Below are 15566 nucleotides of genomic sequence, written 5' to 3' on the forward strand. Positions count from 1 at the left end.
CTAGGGGCGCCCGGCGAAGCGTTCGATGAGGTCTACGTGTCCGGAGACGATGAGCATGTCTCGGGGCGTGATGAGGGTGTCGGGCGCGGCGTAGGCGAATTCTTCGCCGGGGGATTTCACCCCGAGTACGGTGACGCCGTATTTTTCACGTACGCGTGATTGGGCGAGCGTGAATCCTTGGGTTTCTTTGGGTGGCTGCATTTTCACGATTGCGAAGTCGTCTTCGAATTCGATGAAGTCGATCATGCGGCCGCCTACGAGGTGGGCGGTGCGTACCCCGGCGTCGGCTTCTGGGTAGATGACGTTGGTTGCGCCGATGCGGGAGAGGATTTTCCCGTGGGCTGGGGTGATGGCTTTGGCCCAGATGTGTTCCACGCCGAGGTCTACGAGGTTCACGGTGGTGAGTACGGACGATTCGATGGAGGTTCCGACGCCGACTACAGCGGAGCTGAAGTCGCTGGCGCCGAGTTGGCGGAGGGCTTCGATGTTGGTGGCATCAGCTGCGACGGCGTGGGTCACGCGGTCGGCGAAGTTTTGGACGAGTTCAGGGCTGCGTTCTACTGCGAGGACTTCGCGGCCCATGCTCACGAGTTGTTCGGCTACGGCGACGCCGAACCTGCCGAGCCCGATCACGAGTACGGGGGAGTGCTTGGGTGTTTGTTGGTCAGCCAATGATTGGCCTTTCTTCTGGCAGCTGGTAGAGCTGGCGGCTTTGCCGCAGGGTGAGCGCGGTTGCGAAGGTTACGGTCCCGAGGCGTCCGGTGAACATGAGTCCGCAGAGGACGTATTTGCCGAAGTCGGGGAGTTCTGCGGAGAGGTTGGTTGATAGTCCTACGGTAGCGAATGCGGAGATCGATTCGAGGAGTACGTGTTCCAGGGGTGCGTCGGGTTTCGCGAAGAGGATGAGGGTGATCCCGAGCGTGATGATGCTTGCTGCGAGTGCGGTCACGGCGATCGCGATGCGCAGGGCGGCTTCGGGGAGGCGGCGCCCGTAGACGTGGACGTGTTGCGTACCGCGGGCTTCGGCGAGGATCGCTAGGAAGAGGATCGCGAATGTGGTGAGTTTGATGCCGCCTGCGGTGGATGCGGAGCCGCCGCCGATGAACATGAGGGCGTCGGTGACGACCATGGTTGCGGGGTGGAGGTCGGTTTGGTTGACCAACGCCATGCCGCCTGAGCGGGTCATGATGGAAGCGAAGAGGGCGTGGACTATTTTCTCGCCTACCGGTAGGTCGCCGATGGTGGCTTTGTTGTTCCATTCGATGCCGCCCCACACGATCCAGCCGGCTACGACGAGGATGAGTGCGGTGGTGATGGTGAGTTTGGTGTGGAGGTTCCATTTGTGCGCGTGGAAGTGGTGGCGCACGAGCACGAGCATGACGGGGAAGCCGAGTGCGCCGGTGAACACGGCGATCATGAGGGGGAAGAGGATCCACAGGTCGTGGCTGAAGCTGTTGAGGTCGTCGAGGTGGGCGGTGAATCCGGCGTTGTTGAATGCGGATACGGCGTAGAAGATGCCGTGCCAGAGCCCGTGGGTGAGGCTTTCGCCGCGGGCCCAGAACCGGATGGTGAGGCAGAGCGCGATCATGAACTGGATGCTGACTGCTGTTGTGATGACGACGCGGAGTAGGGAGCCGACTTCGCCGAGTTTTGAGGATGCGGTTTGGGACATCGCGGTTTGCGCCATGAGTTTGCCTCGGACGCCGAGTTTGCGGGATACCGCCATCGAGAGCATTGAGGCGAGTGTCATGATGCCGAGGCCGCCTACGAATACGGCGATGATCATGATGAGCTGCCCGAAGAAGGTCCAGTGCCCGGCGGTTGAGACGGTGGTGAGGCCGGTGACGCAGAACGCGGATACGGCGGTGAACATCGCGTCAGCGAGTGGGGTTGGTTCGCCGGTGCGGGATGCGATGGGTAGCGATAGCAGGGTCGTGAAGAAGGCGATGCCGACGGCGAAGACGAGGATGGTGAGCCGGGCGGGGGAGCTGGCGATGAGCCGGTTGGTGTGGTTCCGCGCTTGTTGCATACCGCGTAACAGGACATTGTGTTGCCTGTCTTGGGGGGTGCGGATGTAGCGTGGTGTCATGGAGGCCTTCTGCGGGGGTGCGGTACGCTCGCGCGCGTCATAATAGGCGTGCTTACCGGTTCCATTGAACCACCTTGGGCCATGACAATTAAGGTGATGAGTGTGATGTCTTCAGCGAACCCTTCGGTGACTGTTGTTTATGACCGGCATATGAGTGCGTACCGGTTTTCTGACAATCACCCTATGAACCCTGAACGGATGCGGATGACTGCTGATTTGTTGGAGCAGTTGGATGTGATGGAGCAGGTGGGTGGCCGGTTTTCGTCTTCGTATTCGGCTTCTGATGATGAGCTTTTTCAGATTCATACGCCTGAGTATGTTGAGGCGGTGAAGCGTGCGGGTGAGGGGCACGCGGATGAGGCTTTTGGTTTGGGTACGGAAGATAACCCGATTTTCCCGGATATTCATGATGCGGCGGCGAGGTTGTATGGGGCTTCGTTGATGGGGGCTGCCCTGGTTTTGGGTGATTCGGGTGTGCCGGTGGTGAATTTTGGTGGAGGTATGCATCACGCGCATTCGGGCAGTGCGAGTGGTTTCTGTATCTATAACGATGCGGCTGCCGCTATTTTGCGTTTGCTTTCTTCGGGTTTGAAGAAGGTGATGTATATCGATGTGGATGCTCACCATGGTGATGGTGTGCAGGGTATTTTCTATGATGATCCGCGTGTGATGACGGTGTCTTTGCATGAGTCGGGGCGTTCGCTGTTTCCGGGGACGGGGTTCCCGAATGAGACGGGTGGGCCGAATGCACCGAATTCGGCGGTGAATGTCGCGTTGCCGGCTGGTATTCGCGATAACGGCTGGTTGCGTGCGTTTACTGCGATTGTTCCTGCTGTTGCGCGTGCTTTTGAGCCTGAGGTGATTGTTTCTCAGCATGGTTGTGACGGGCATGAGTTGGATCCGTTGACTAATCTGCGTTTGAGTATTGATGGCCAGCGGCAGACTGCGGTTGAGATTGCTTACCTTGCGCAGGAGCTCACGGAGAACCGTTGGCTGGCCACGGGTGGTGGCGGTTATGACATTGCGCGGACGGTGCCGAGGGCGTGGACGCATTTGGTTGCGGTGGCGGCGGGTAAGCCGTTGGATGTTCAGACGCCGGTGCCGCAGAAGTTCCGTGACTATATTTCGGAGCGGTATGGGGTTGATGCTCCGGAAAAGATGGGGGATGAGGCCGAGTTGTGGTGGCGTGGCTGGGAGATGGGATATGACCCGGCTGACCCGGTTGATCGGGCGATCATGGCTACCAGGAAGGAAGCGTTCCCTGGTCTGGGGTTGGATCCGTGGTTCGATTAACCCAGTGTTTTCGATTAACCCAGTGTTTTTGGGTAACTTGATGGGAGAATAACCCCAGGGATTTGAATTTTGGGAGGGTGGCACGCGTGTCGCCCTCCCTTTTCCATGCCTACCCAGGAATATGCTGGGTGTGTGGTGCAGGATATTTTTCATGTTGTGAGTGATCCGACTAGACGGCAGCTTGTGGAGTTGTTGTCTGAAGTGGATGAGTTGAGTGTGTCTGATTTGGTGGCTTCGGTTGAGGCGAGCCAGCCGACGGTGTCGAAGCATTTGAAGGTGCTGCGTGATGCGGGCGTGGTCCAGACGCGGGCTGATGGGCAGCGGCGTTTGTACTCTCTGGTGCCGGATTCGTTGGCGGGTGCGCTGAAGTGGCTGACGAGCGTTCATGATGCGGCGGCGGGGACAGGCTCGGATGCCATCGAATCCGGCGAGGCGGAAGGGGCAGATGAGTCGGCCGAGAGTATCGAGCGCTCGGGGGTCGCTGAGAGCGCTGAGCTTGAGGTTGCCGATGCTGAGAGTGGGGCCGCGGGCGAGGCCGAGAGCGTTGCTGATGATGCGGCTCACCGGATTGTGCAGAATGTGGGCCGTCAGATCGAGTCTGTGACGGAGAAGGCACAGACGTTTTTCCAGCGCTTCGGGCGCCGTAAGTAGCGGTTTCCCGCATGTTTACGCGGGGTTCAGGTGCAGGGTGGAAGGCTTTCTAAGGGTTTTCTCATCCGACACACCAGATAACTGAATTCACACTTGGCACTTCTGCAACGTAAACTGTTGTGTAGAGTCGCCCTGATGTTGGTGGAACGCTTCGTTTTCGTTTCTTTTGGTCAGCGGCGCGGCTTTGTCACTTCACTAGGAAGCAGAGGTCCACTTCATGACTGAACCCAGCAACTTCTCTGATGCTCGTTTCATGACCGTTGCAGAGGTCGCGGACGTAATGCGTGTATCCAAGATGACTGTGTATCGTCTGGTTCATTCTGGCGAGTTGCCTGCGGTTCAGTTTGGTCGCTCTTACCGCGTTCCGGAGTCTGCTGTGCAGCACTATCTTGGCCAGGCCATGACGCAGAACGTTCAGGGGAACCGCCAGACGGGTACTGCCTGATTCGTGCGCAGGGGCTGATTCGTGCGCAGGGGTAGCGTTGAGGCGTCGAGTCGCACCGCGATGAACTTCCTGTAAACTAGGGTGAATGGTGCCCGCGCGGTGCCACGATTCTTGTCAGGCCGATGTGGGACGGAAAGGAGCATCGATGGGTTCCGTCATTAAGAAGCGCCGTAAGCGTATGTCGAAGAAGAAGCACCGTAAGCAGTTGCGTAAGACTCGCCACCAGCGTCGCAATAAGAAGTAAGTAGCTTTGAGCTTTCTACGTGGGTCCACCCTGTGGGTGTGGCCCACGTTGTGTTTAACGGTCGGGATGTTTAATGGCCAGTAGTGACGCGGGCGTGGATGCGGAAGGGGAATCAGTATGAAGGTTGAGTTGTACACCAAGCCGGGGTGTCATTTGTGCGAGGCTGCGCGGGCCACGGTGGAGGAGGTCTGCGCTGAACGTGGGGTGGCGTGGACGGACGTCGATATTTCTGCTGATGCGGAACTCATGGACCGTTTCGCGGAAGAGATACCAGTGCTCATGGTGGATGGCGTGCAGCGCGATTTCTGGCATATTGATCCGGAGCGGCTGCGAAGAATCCTCAGCGAATAGTAGCGCCATCGGCAACCGCCTCATTTGGTGTGGCCGGGTCAGCCAGTGGCCAAGCGACTTGTGCGAGACTGAATCTATGAGCGAGAACAACACTGCGCCCTTGGCCGATGAGCCCTCTGCTGCTGGCCCCTCTGCTGCGCCGTCTGGTGCTGCAGCCTTTGATAGCGTGCCTGGCGATGCTGGAGCTACTGGGGCTGGCTCGTCGCAACCGACGCCGGAACAGCGAGCGAGCCTCGAGCGTTTGAGCGTTGCACAAGAGAATCTTGTGAAAGCGCGAGCTGCTTATGTGAAAGCTGCAGAAGGGCTGCAAGCAATTGAGGCTTTCAGTGCGGCTATGGAGCCGCTCATGGACTATTACGATAACGGCTGGCTAGCTGACGTTAACGCCACTGAGTCGATCTATCAGAGGCCCGAGGCGGCCGGCGAAGACGAGATTTGGAACATGCACGGCAGCCAATATGAACTCATGCGTGAACTGCTAGCGATCTCTTCGAACTTCTTCGTCCGCGTGCCCGACCAAGAAAGCTAGCTAGTCTGATGTAAGAAGGCCCGGCTCATCCCGGTCTCATATGCGCGAATCAGCGCTTGAGGCCGGGATTTAGCGGTTAAAACGGGCAAGATGTCGAGCCTGAGTCCTGCATAAAAAATTTCTGTGTTTCCCTATTGACAGTGACTTACACCACATAGGAATATCTTCTCAACACTAGGAAGGCGTGGTTCATAAATTACTGCGCCGCGGTCTTTTTGAAGAGGCATGATGACTGTTGTGTCTGTGGCGAATGTCCACAAGTATTTGGGTGTTGGGGCTCAGCGGACTCACGTTTTGAGGGGTATTGATCTTCAGGCTTCGGCTGGAGAATTTGTTGGGTTGTCGGGTAAAAGCGGTTCGGGTAAGACGACGCTTTTGCGTGCTATTGCTGGTTTGATTCCTGTAGATAGAGGCCGGATTGATGTTCTTGGTGTAGATGTAGGTCAGGCCAGTGAGGCGCAGATTCTTAGTTTGCGTCGCAACATAGTTGGTTTTGTGCACCAGGATGACTTGTTGATCCAGGAACTGACCGCTGTTGAGAATGTGATGCTGGTGTTGGCTGCAGCCGGGGTTGGCGAACGTGAGGCCGAGCGGTTGGCATCTGATTCTTTAGCACGCGTCGGATTAGATGAGCTGGTAGACCGGTATCCGTCTGAGTTGTCACGCGGACAGTGTCAGCGTGTGGGAATTGCTCGTGCCTTGAGTGGGGAGCGGCGAGTTCTTCTGGCAGACGAACCTTCGGCTGCGCTGGATACGGAGAATTCACATTCAATGTTTGGATTGTTCCGGGATCTTGCTGACGCTGGTAGCACAGTGATTGCCACGAGTCATGATCCGATCATGAACGAGTACTGCCATACCGGCTATGCCTTGGTTGATGGGCGTATTGAAGCTGGTGATATTCGTGGTGGGTAAGTATGTAGAGAAAATTCTGGGTAAGAAGGGCCGGTATCGGTTCATTCTTGTTGTCCTGGCGGTTGTGGTGGGTCTGCTGTCTTGGGTCGCAACAGCTGACCGCCAACTGGTAATGAAACCCGCCGATAAAGCGCAACATCTCTTCGGCGACGCGCAGGCTCTACTTCAGGTACCTCTGCACACAGGTGTGGGGAAGAAAGACACGATTCGCTCTGCTCTTGACCGTCCCGATGAAGGAGTTAGGGCTATATCAACTACGGCTGATATCTACCTAGATGCTAGTAAAGAACGCTACCGGACTATGTTGGAAGGGGACTGGCCTCAGATTGGTGAGCAGTTTGGCTATAACCTCACCACTGGGCGCTGGCCTTCCAAACCCGGCGAGATTGTTGCTTCTGGAGATTCCGGTCTGACGATTGGTGAATCAGTGACCGCAATGGACCACAACATCAAGCTGAGGGTGGTTGGCCTGGCTGGCGAGAGGTTCAGTCCAAAAGCAAACACGCTATTGGCATTCCCAGGTACCTGGAACACGATTGATCCCGCAGCGGCACAGACCCATAGTGCCATGATAAACACCACGCTGTTCTCAACCGGCATCACAGGTAAGGATGCCCTTGAAGAGTATGTTCTTAGGCATGTTGATAAGAAAACGAAAGAGCAGCTGGACTCCCTTGAAGGCGTCACTTTAGGTGAGAGCTACTTGGCTCGTTCTGCTGTTGAGGATCGGCCACACCAAGGTTTCGCTGAGAACTTCTCCTTCATCTTAGGTGTTTTCGCGCTTCTGATGCCTAGTGCGGTAGTGCTGTTCCTCTGGACATGGTCGCGAAAAGCGCTAGCACCGGTCAAAAGCCAGTTATATACGTTGGGTGTAAACTCGACCCCTTTATGGAAAGCAACAGTTAGGAAGAGCTTCATCGGTGTCATTCTGAGTGCTGGTGTCGCGAGCATGCTCGGGGTCGGCGTTGCTTGGCTGATGGCCCCTTTCCTTGCGGACCTTGCTGGTATTCAAGGCCCTGGACCTCAAGTGGCGTGGAAATGGCTCGGCCTTATTTTCACGGGTATAGCAGTCTGTTACATTGCCGGAGCGCTGTGGACCTATCCGTATCCTAAGAACAGGGCAGCGGTGGAAGGGGCACGGATGCAACGGGGTAGTTCCTTCATCGGTTCTGGAATCGCCCTTTGGATGACGGGGCTAGCTTCCGTAATAGTCATCGGTGGCACTGTGCTGGTTGGTCTAAGAACTGGGCCAGACGTCTTCGACGTGTGGGCCCCCATTCCAGTCATCGCGTTCTCTCTGTTTCTAGCCTTGCTCGTGGTGCGCACCATCTCGGCGAAAGTCCCTCTTAAACCTCGGGTTTTCGCTCGACGGCTAGCGGCCCGTCACCGCGTAACAACCGCCATAGCCATTTTTCTTCTGACGGCTTCGTCAGGGATGTTGATTTTCAGTGGAACATTCTCGAAGAGCTTCAACACTGCCGCGAATAAAGATGTGCTGGATGTGATTCGTAGCGACCAAGTGGGTGTTGAACAATCGAATGATCTCGGGCAGAAGACTACCCAGAAGAAAGTTATTGAACTTGCGCATGATCTAGGTATTGCTGAACCGGTTCGCCTGCTTACGGGCAGCGGTTCGCTCGACTGGGTCGAGGGGATGGAAGGCGCCTTCGGTGTCTCTGCCGTTGACGGAGCTGAAGAACTTGAGCGTCTAATAGGTAGAACCTTGGATGCCAAGGAGAGAGCAGTCTTGCAGAGTGGGGGCATGCTCGTGCGTCACCCGGGCTTCTTGCAAGGTTCTCAAGCACTACTTATAACGGAAGTGTTCCCTGACGGACATACGTTGCCGGCTACAGTATCTGATTTCGGTGAAATCTTGGAGCTAGAAGCAGGCGCCATTCTTCTGACTGAGACTCTCGAAAAATACAAAAGCCCCTTGGGTGCGACTAGGTGGGTTTTTACTGAACTGTCAGAACCTCAGAAGAAGGCGCTCATCGAAAAGGCGGTCGAGCAACGTGTTCCGCGTGAGTTACTCCTCATTCCACGCATGCAGGAGCAAGAGATGCCAGAGATTGTCTACTACAGTTTGGCCACTGCGCTGATCGGTTCATGTTTGATTGTGGTTATGGTGAGCCGCGCTAACGCAAAGAGTCTAGAGGCAATCCGCTCAACATTCTGGACCTTAGGTTTGCCTGACTCGTGGCATCGTTGGGTTCTGCGGTGGAGCGTGAGCATCATTGTAGTGAGAGCGTTCGTGCTTGGACTCATCGCGGGGCTTGGTCCTGCAGCGTTGATTGCCGCCACTCAGAGTAGTGCTCTCATATTCACCATCGATTGGCTGACTATTGTGTTCGCTGCCGCGGCGCTCATCATCGGCACCGTGGCAGGGCTCTTGATTGTCGGTCTATCACGAAATCGAGGCAGCGCTCACTCCTAAAGGCCGATCCAAAAACGATGGGTGGCGTGCCCCCTCTAGTTCGGGGGAACGCCACCCATCGATTAACCTTCTCAACGCTCTCAGTGACGGTAGAGGCTCAACCGTTTATAGTCCTTGACCGCCCGATACCACGAACCGGAAACCGACCAACAGATAAGAGAAGTAAGCGGCAGGATTCCAAATAGCAACCAGACTATGTGTGGATCCCGAATCGTGGTAGCAATGAACGGAAGCAACATGAGTGAGGTGGCGACAATGCCGAAAATTCGCCAACCGTTGCTGCCCTTGAAAGCCAGCACGCCAGTGATCAACGCGAACAAAGCGGTGACAATACTAAAAGCGGAGGCGATCCACAGCATGATCCTAATACTCTCCAAGAACTGCTCGGCAGAAATACCCCGCCTCGCCGCTTCCAGTATGTTTTCATCCTTCGTTAGGTGCTCCAAAGCCGAGTAGCTTGCGGAACTCGCGTAAACGAAGATTGCAATGCTGGCCACGACATAGAAGGTGCCCCAAATCCACGCAGCGATCGAAGCGATCACAACACTCGCAGGGCGTTTAGGCGGGCTAGACGGAATCGAGTCACTCGAATAATTCCCCCAGCCAGGCCCCTGCGGAGCATACGCACCCTGAGGTGCCTGGTACATATGCGGATCCTGCGGAACATACTGGGCATGCTGAGCAGGCGGCACCTGATTCGGCATGTGCGGTTGTTGCTGCGGTGCTCCATCCCATCCGAAGCTCTGCTGGCCCTGCCCCGAAGGCTGCGTAGGCACCGGCTCATGCGCAGACGAATGCGGCACATCCGCTTGCCGTTCACCGTACGGGTCAGGGTGGGCTGACCCCGTTTCGTAGGTCCGGTGGTTCTGAGAGTCGTCCTGTCGCCCGAGGGTTCGGGCAGGGAGAATGGTCAGATCATGTCGAACAGCAGAAAGCGTCACACCCCGGAACAGGTCGTCCGCAAGCTCGGGCAGGCCGACAGGATGCTCGCCGACGGCGCGGATGTCGCGGCGGTGTGCCGGGAACTCGGGGTGTCCGAGCAGACGTATTACCGGTGGCGTAACCAGTACGGCGGGTTGAAGGCCGATGACGCGAAACGCCTGAAGGAGCTCGAGAAGCAGAACGCGACGCTCAAGCGGCTGATCGCCGAGGCGGAGTTGGAGAAGGCCGCGCTCAAGGAGTTGGCTGAGGGAAACTTCTAGGCCCGGGCAGGCGCCGCGCCGCCGTCGCTCACTTGATCAGGACACTGCAGGTGAGTGAACGGATGGCGTGCCGTCTGGCCGGGCTGTCCCGCTCCGCGTACCGGCGGCCGCTCAAGGGCGACACGACCGCAGACCCGGACCAAGCGTTGCGGGACTGGCTGCGAGCCTGGGCGAAGAAGCACCCCCGCTACGGGTACCGGCGCGCCTATCACGATGCCCGCGCCGAGGGCTGGGTCGTGAACCACAAGAAGATCCAACGCCTCTGGCGTGACGAGGGCCTCCGCGTCCTGCAGCGGCGGCGTCGCAAACGCGTCGGGTCCTCGACCGTCGGCCCGGCGACAGCGGACGCACCGAACGTGGTGTGGGCGGTGGACTTCCAGTTCGACGCCGACGAGCAGGGCCGGCCGATCAAGATCTGCTCGATCGTCGATGAGCACACCCGGGAATGCATCGGCGGGCTGGTCGAGCGGTCGATCACCGCCGACCGGCTCACCGCGCATCTCGAGGATCTCGTCGCCGTCCGCGGCGCTCCAGCTGTGCTCAGGTCGGACAACGGGCCGGAGTTCATCAGCGAAGCGATGGCCGACTGGGCAGGCACCCGCACCGGCCTGTCCTACATCCCACCGGGATCGCCGTGGCGGAACGGGTACGTCGAGTCGTTCAACAGCCGGCTCCGCGACGAGTGCCTCAACATCAACAGCTACTACTCGCTGCTGCACGCGCAAGTCGTGATCGGCGACTGGAAAAACGAGTACAACCATCACCGCCGACACTCCTCGCTCGGCTACCTACCCCAGTCGAGTACGCTCGGCAATGCACCCATCAAATCGAAACCGACGACTCACAAAACGTCCGGACCGAATGAAGGGGGCGGCCCAGAAGGTCTGGTTCGTCCCGGTCTCATAAGCGCAAGCGTAGCGTTTGAGGCCGGGATTTAGCGGTTAAAACGGGCAAGATGTCGAGCCTGGGTCCTGCATAAAAAAATTCTGTGTTTCCCTATTGACAGTGATATAGGTCACATAGGAATATCTTCTCAACACCACATAGGTGTTTTTAAGACACTGCCTCCTCGTGAGGCCATGCTCAAAAGGATGACGACATGGAGATGAAAAAGCTTTGTGCCGCTCTAGCCGTGGTTGCAGCCGGAATCGGTTTCGCTCAACCCGCGCAAGCCGCAGCTAAAGACTGCGGCACCAATCTAGCTTGCTTGTTCGAACATAGGGACTTCGGAGGACTTCTAGGATCTCGCCGAGCGGGGTTAAAGGTGATGAACCTCTCAAGCGGAGCGAATGACAAGATGAGCTCGTGGATGAACCGCACTAGCCGGAACGCTGCTTGGTATGAGCACGCGGATGGCAAAGGTAAGTGTTACACCATGCGGCAAAATTCGATCCAAAACTCTATCGGATGGTTCGCTAATGATACCGCTACGTCCTGGCGGACGGATCGCGGCTGCTAACTGTTTTTACTGGTTTCCGGGGTGCAGTTAGCAAGCTGCACCCCGGTCTTTTTAAAGAGGCATGATGACTGCTGTGACTGTGGAAAACGTCCACAAGTATTTGGGTGTAGGCGCTCAGCGCACACACGTTTTGCGAGGTATTGATCTTCAGGCTTCGGCCGGAGAGTTTGTTGGATTAGCAGGTAAGAGCGGTTCAGGTAAAACGACCCTTTTACGTGCCATTGCTGGCTTGATTCCTCTGGATAAGGGCCGAATTGATGTTCTTGGTGTCGATGTAGGTCAGGCCAGTGAGGCGCAGGTTCTGGACCTGCGGCGTAACGTGGTCGGTTTCGTGCACCAGGACGACCTGTTGATCCAGGAACTGACGGCTGCTGAGAACGTGATGCTCGTGTTGTCTGCAGCGGGTGTTTCGCAGCGCGATGCTGAAGCTATGGCTAGGGAATCGTTGACTCGCGTGGGCTTGGGAGAGTTACTTGACCGTTACCCAGCTGAGCTTTCCCGCGGCCAATGCCAGCGCGTCGGTATCGCGCGCGCGCTGAGCGGCGAGCGGCGCGTTCTGCTTGCTGATGAGCCTTCAGCTGCGTTGGACACTGAGAACTCTCATGCAATGTTCGGACTGTTCCGTGACCTAGCGGAAGCTGGTAGCACGGTGATCGCTACGAGCCATGACCCGATCATGAATGAGTACTGCCATACCGGCTATGCCCTGGTTGACGGGCGTATAGAGGCAGGTGAGGTTCGTGGTGGGTAGGTATGTGGAGAAGATCCTCGGTAAAAAGGGCCGATATCGCTTTGTGCTTGTGGTGCTAGCCGTTGTGGTAGGCATGCTGAGCTGGGTGGCCACAGCTGACAGACAAATGTCAATGAAACCTGCCGATGACGCCCAGATGCAGTTTGGAGACAGAACAGCACGACTAGAGATACCTCTTTTTTCAAATGCCGGAGAGAAGGAATCTGTGCGGTCGGCGTTGAACCGGCCAGGGGACGGCCTGATTGCAATAGCCACCTCTGCTGACCTGTATTTGGATACTGATCGAGAGCGTCGTAGGGCCATGAGCGAGGGGGATTGGCCACACATTGGTCAGGAGTTTGGGTATAGCCTCACTTCTGGGCGGTGGGCTGATAAGCCTGGCGAGGTCGTAGTTGCCGGAGAATCCGATCTTTCGGAGGGTGAAACGGTAACCGGGTTAGGAGGAAATGTAAACCTGACGGTTGTTGGTAAAGCCAAAAATAGATTCCTGCCCGGAGTAGAAAGGCTTCTGGCGTTCCCTGGCACGTGGAACACGATCGACCCCGCGGCATCGGAGATCAGTGCTGCGGCCATATCGACAACGTTGTATTCCAGCGCTATGACTAACCGTGAGGCACTGGAGGAGTATGTTTATACACATCTCGATGAGAAGACGGCGGCGCAACTCGAGTCACTTGACGGTGTCACGTTGGGGGCCGGGTTCTTACCTCGTTCTTTTGTTGAGGACCGCCCCCACCTTGGGATAGCCGATCAATACTCTTTTGTATTTGGTGTATTCGCACTCCTTTTGCCGATGTCCCTTGTCGCTTTCTTATGGGCCTGGTCTAAGAAACTTCTAGCACCGGTGAATAACCAGTTGTATACGCTGGGTGTGAATCCAGCGCCTTTGTGGAAAACCGCATTCAGAAAGATCGGGCTTGCTGTCGCCCTTGCATCTGTCCTGGGTATGGCGTTGGGGGTTGGTGTTGCTTGGTTGGTAGCTCCGGCGCTGGCTGATCTCGTAGGTATTCAAGGCCCAGGGCCGCAGATCCCAACCAAGTGGTTGGCCGTCATCGCAGTTGGGGTGATCGTCAGTTTCGTAGCGGGTGGCATTATCACGCGTCCGCGAGTAAGCCGCTCCGTTGCCGTGGGCGCTTCCGCGGACAGAGCCCAACGGGTATTTTCTTCCAAGAAATTGCTATGGGGAACGGGTGTTGCAGCAGTTCTCACGCTGGTAGGCGTGGGTGTCGCATCGGTGCAACTAGGAATTGATGTCCTCGAAACGTGGGCGCCGCTGCCGGTAGCTGTGTGGTCTTTGTTCTTGTCGTTGGTAATTACTGGTTATGTGAGCCGAAAATTCCCTATCAAACCACGGCCGCTCGCGCAGCGACTAGCTACGTACCACCGAGCCTTGACAGTTTTTGCTATCGCTCTGCTCAGTGTCGCTATCGGTAATCTCATGTTCAGCTCGACTTTTGCTCAAAGCATCACGGCCGCCCATAACAAGTCATTGATCTCACTCTTGCCTGAGGATCAATTCGGTGTAGAACAGGAGCACCCGAACGGGCTTAAAGCTAGCGAGAAGACAGTCAACGACCTCGCGCATAAGCTCGGGCTCAAGGAGCCGGTGGCAGTGACAAACACAGGAGGCCAGTTCGACATCATAGAGGGCGTCGATGGGTCGTACGGTATCAGCGCTGTTGATGATGCGGACGATCTTGGGAGGATTCTTGGTCGCGCGCTAAGCAGCGAGGAAGCCGCCACCTTGGATAAGGGGGGTCTGCTTGTACGTGATTCGGCGTTTCTAGACGGATCTCAAGCTCGTGTTTTTTCTGAGAGCATTCCAGATGGTGAGCTACTCCCCGCAGCTCAGGCAGATTTCGGCGAGCACTGGGAAGCAAACGCAGCTGCATTCATGCTTACTAAGACAGCTAAAAAGCATCGGCTATCGCTTGAAGGATTGAGGTGGGTCTTCACTGATCTGTCTGAATCGCAGCAGAAAGAACTGCTGGCAGAGGCGTTAGAGAGCCGGATTTCCCGCGATCTCTTGCAGGTTCCTCTCAAGCAAGAAGCGAGCACGCCAAGCAACGTGTATTTCAGCTTGGCGTCCGCGTTGATCGGCTCCTGTGTGATCGTGATCATGGTGAGCCGCACTAATGCGAAGAGCTTGGAAGCATTGAATTCAACGTTCTGGACGCTGGGCCTGCCGGCCTCGTGGCAACGCTGGGTGCTCAGATGGAGCATCGGCAGTATTGCGGTCAAGGCGTTCGTGCTGGGGCTGATTACGGGCCTTGGAACCGCAGCTCTGATCTCACAACTCATGGGTGATGTGTTGCCTTTCACCATTGACTGGATGACTATCCTGTATGCTGCGGCAGCACTGGTTCTAGGGTCGATTGTGGGCCTACTTATTGTGGGGCTATCAAGTCGGAAGAACAACGCTCACTCCTGAAGGTTGACCCAAAAACGATGGGTGGCGTGCCCCCTCTAGTTCGGGGGAACGCCACCCATCGATTAACCTTCTCAACGCTCTCAGTGACGGTAGAGGCTCAACCGTTTATAGTCCTTGACCGCCCGATACCAAGAACCGGAAACCGACCAACAGATAAGAGAAGTAAGCGGCAGGATTCCAAATAGCAACCAGACTATGTGTGGATCCCGAATCGTGGCAGCAATGAACGGAACCAACATGAGTGAGGTGGCGACAATGCCGAAAATTCGCCAACCGTTGCTGCCCTTGAAAGCCAGCACGCCAGTGATCAACGCGAACAAAGCGGTGACAATACTAAAAGCGGAGGCGATCCACAGCATGATCCTAATACTCTCCAAGAACTGCTCGGCAGAAATACCCCGCCTCGCCGCTTCCAGTATGTTTTCATCCTTCGCTATGCGTTCCAAAGCCGAGTAGCTTGCGGAACTCGCGTAAACGAAGATTGCAATGCTGCCCACGACATAGAAGGTGCCCCAAATCCACGCAGCGATCGAAGCGATCACAACACTCGCAGGGCGTTTAGGCGGGCTAGACGGAATCGAGTCACTCGAATAATTCCCCCAGCCAGGCCCCTGCGGAGCATACGCACCCTGAGGTGCCTGGTACATATGCGGATCCTGCGGAACATACTGGGCATGCTGAGCAGGCGTCACCTGATTCGGCATGTGCGGTTGGCGTTCACCGTACGGGTCAGAGGAGTTAGGAGTGTCAGGTGTGTTCGTCATGTTTTCTC

General features: G+C 56.6%; 15 protein-coding genes and 1 pseudogene. 12 read left to right on the plus strand and 4 right to left on the minus strand.

Going from position 1 to position 15566, the window contains the following annotated elements:
- Positions 1 to 672 carry a potassium channel family protein gene (locus MHJ63_RS02025; protein ID WP_035757842.1) on the minus strand — a complete coding sequence of 224 codons (672 nt, stop codon included), beginning with the start codon at positions 670 to 672 and terminating at the stop codon, positions 1 to 3.
- A complete protein-coding gene (locus MHJ63_RS02030; protein WP_239446020.1) occupies positions 665 to 2089 on the minus strand; it encodes a TrkH family potassium uptake protein in 1425 nt (474 codons plus the stop codon). Before MHJ63_RS02030 ends, MHJ63_RS02025 begins: the two co-directional genes overlap by 8 nt.
- A 96-nt stretch (positions 2090 to 2185) precedes the next feature.
- Between MHJ63_RS02030 and MHJ63_RS02035 the strand changes: the two genes are divergently transcribed.
- The 8 genes from MHJ63_RS02035 to MHJ63_RS02070 all read left to right on the plus strand — a co-directional run bounded on the left by MHJ63_RS02035 (position 2186) and on the right by MHJ63_RS02070 (position 8951).
- Positions 2186 to 3382, plus strand: a complete 1197-nt coding sequence (locus MHJ63_RS02035) for an acetoin utilization protein AcuC (protein ID WP_420876124.1) — start codon at positions 2186 to 2188, stop codon at positions 3380 to 3382.
- 105 nt (positions 3383 to 3487) lie between these two features.
- The gene (locus MHJ63_RS02040) at positions 3488 to 4033 is read left to right on the plus strand and encodes an ArsR/SmtB family transcription factor (RefSeq protein ID WP_275435757.1); all 546 of its coding nucleotides are present in this window, start codon (positions 3488 to 3490) and stop codon (positions 4031 to 4033) included.
- A 217-nt stretch (positions 4034 to 4250) separates the two neighbouring features.
- Positions 4251 to 4478, plus strand: coding sequence for a helix-turn-helix domain-containing protein (locus MHJ63_RS02045; RefSeq protein ID WP_239446024.1), 228 nt, complete (start codon positions 4251 to 4253; stop codon positions 4476 to 4478).
- A 145-nt stretch (positions 4479 to 4623) separates the two neighbouring features.
- Positions 4624 to 4722, plus strand: coding sequence for a 30S ribosomal protein bS22 (locus MHJ63_RS02050; protein WP_009882927.1), 99 nt, complete (start codon positions 4624 to 4626; stop codon positions 4720 to 4722).
- A gap of 117 nt (positions 4723 to 4839) precedes the next feature.
- Positions 4840 to 5073 carry a glutaredoxin family protein gene (locus MHJ63_RS02055; RefSeq protein ID WP_239446025.1) on the plus strand — a complete coding sequence of 78 codons (234 nt, stop codon included), beginning with the start codon at positions 4840 to 4842 and terminating at the stop codon, positions 5071 to 5073.
- Between the two features lie 76 nt (positions 5074 to 5149).
- Positions 5150 to 5602: a DUF4298 domain-containing protein gene (locus tag MHJ63_RS02060; RefSeq protein ID WP_239446026.1), complete on the plus strand. Its 453-nt coding sequence runs from the start codon at positions 5150 to 5152 to the stop codon at positions 5600 to 5602.
- A gap of 225 nt (positions 5603 to 5827) precedes the next feature.
- On the plus strand, positions 5828 to 6517 hold the full coding sequence (locus MHJ63_RS02065) for an ABC transporter ATP-binding protein (protein ID WP_239446027.1): 690 nt from the start codon (positions 5828 to 5830) through the stop codon (positions 6515 to 6517).
- The gene (locus tag MHJ63_RS02070; RefSeq protein ID WP_239446028.1) at positions 6480 to 8951 is read left to right on the plus strand and encodes a hypothetical protein; all 2472 of its coding nucleotides are present in this window, start codon (positions 6480 to 6482) and stop codon (positions 8949 to 8951) included. Before MHJ63_RS02065 ends, MHJ63_RS02070 begins: the two co-directional genes overlap by 38 nt.
- 80 nt (positions 8952 to 9031) lie before the next feature.
- Here the strand turns inward: MHJ63_RS02070 and MHJ63_RS02075 are convergent, their stop codons facing one another.
- Positions 9032 to 9727, minus strand: coding sequence for a hypothetical protein (locus MHJ63_RS02075; protein ID WP_239446029.1), 696 nt, complete (start codon positions 9725 to 9727; stop codon positions 9032 to 9034).
- Positions 9728 to 9868: 141 nt separating this feature from the next.
- On the opposite strand from MHJ63_RS02075, the pseudogene MHJ63_RS02080 reads away from it, so the two are divergent.
- From MHJ63_RS02080 to MHJ63_RS02090, 4 genes and pseudogenes are all read left to right on the plus strand, one after another.
- A pseudogene (locus tag MHJ63_RS02080) lies at positions 9869 to 11018 on the plus strand (IS3 family transposase).
- Positions 11019 to 11258: 240 nt separating this feature from the next.
- Positions 11259 to 11612 (plus strand): peptidase inhibitor family I36 protein, encoded by a 354-nt coding sequence (locus MHJ63_RS10095; protein WP_420876128.1) that lies wholly within the window; start codon positions 11259 to 11261, stop codon positions 11610 to 11612.
- Positions 11613 to 11685: 73 nt separating this feature from the next.
- Positions 11686 to 12363 carry an ABC transporter ATP-binding protein gene (locus tag MHJ63_RS02085; protein WP_239446030.1) on the plus strand — a complete coding sequence of 226 codons (678 nt, stop codon included), beginning with the start codon at positions 11686 to 11688 and terminating at the stop codon, positions 12361 to 12363.
- 4 nt (positions 12364 to 12367) lie between these two features.
- Positions 12368 to 14794 (plus strand): ABC transporter permease, encoded by a 2427-nt coding sequence (locus MHJ63_RS02090; RefSeq protein WP_239446032.1) that lies wholly within the window; start codon positions 12368 to 12370, stop codon positions 14792 to 14794.
- Positions 14795 to 14874: 80 nt separating this feature from the next.
- Here the strand turns inward: MHJ63_RS02090 and MHJ63_RS02095 are convergent, their stop codons facing one another.
- Positions 14875 to 15558 carry a hypothetical protein gene (locus MHJ63_RS02095; protein WP_239446033.1) on the minus strand — a complete coding sequence of 228 codons (684 nt, stop codon included), beginning with the start codon at positions 15556 to 15558 and terminating at the stop codon, positions 14875 to 14877.
- Positions 15559 to 15566 lie beyond the last annotated feature (8 nt).

The sequence above is a fragment of the Pseudoglutamicibacter albus genome, assembly GCF_022346425.1.
Taxonomy (GTDB): Bacteria; Actinomycetota; Actinomycetes; order Actinomycetales; family Micrococcaceae; genus Pseudoglutamicibacter; species Pseudoglutamicibacter albus.

Coding starts and splice junctions, on each gene's coding strand:
- MHJ63_RS02040 (WP_275435757.1), top strand. CDS start 3,488: ATGCCTACCCAGGAATATGCTGGGTGTGTGGTGCAGGATATTTTTCAT.
- MHJ63_RS02065 (WP_239446027.1), top strand. CDS start 5,828: ATGATGACTGTTGTGTCTGTGGCGAATGTCCACAAGTATTTGGGTGTT.
- MHJ63_RS10095 (WP_420876128.1), top strand. CDS start 11,259: ATGAAAAAGCTTTGTGCCGCTCTAGCCGTGGTTGCAGCCGGAATCGGT.
- MHJ63_RS02095 (WP_239446033.1), bottom strand. CDS start 15,558: ATGACGAACACACCTGACACTCCTAACTCCTCTGACCCGTACGGTGAA.
- MHJ63_RS02055 (WP_239446025.1), top strand. CDS start 4,840: ATGAAGGTTGAGTTGTACACCAAGCCGGGGTGTCATTTGTGCGAGGCT.
- MHJ63_RS02035 (WP_420876124.1), top strand. CDS start 2,186: ATGAGTGTGATGTCTTCAGCGAACCCTTCGGTGACTGTTGTTTATGAC.
- MHJ63_RS02060 (WP_239446026.1), top strand. CDS start 5,150: ATGAGCGAGAACAACACTGCGCCCTTGGCCGATGAGCCCTCTGCTGCT.
- MHJ63_RS02045 (WP_239446024.1), top strand. CDS start 4,251: ATGACTGAACCCAGCAACTTCTCTGATGCTCGTTTCATGACCGTTGCA.
- MHJ63_RS02070 (WP_239446028.1), top strand. CDS start 6,480: ATGGGCGTATTGAAGCTGGTGATATTCGTGGTGGGTAAGTATGTAGAG.
- MHJ63_RS02030 (WP_239446020.1), bottom strand. CDS start 2,089: ATGACACCACGCTACATCCGCACCCCCCAAGACAGGCAACACAATGTC.
- MHJ63_RS02050 (WP_009882927.1), top strand. CDS start 4,624: ATGGGTTCCGTCATTAAGAAGCGCCGTAAGCGTATGTCGAAGAAGAAG.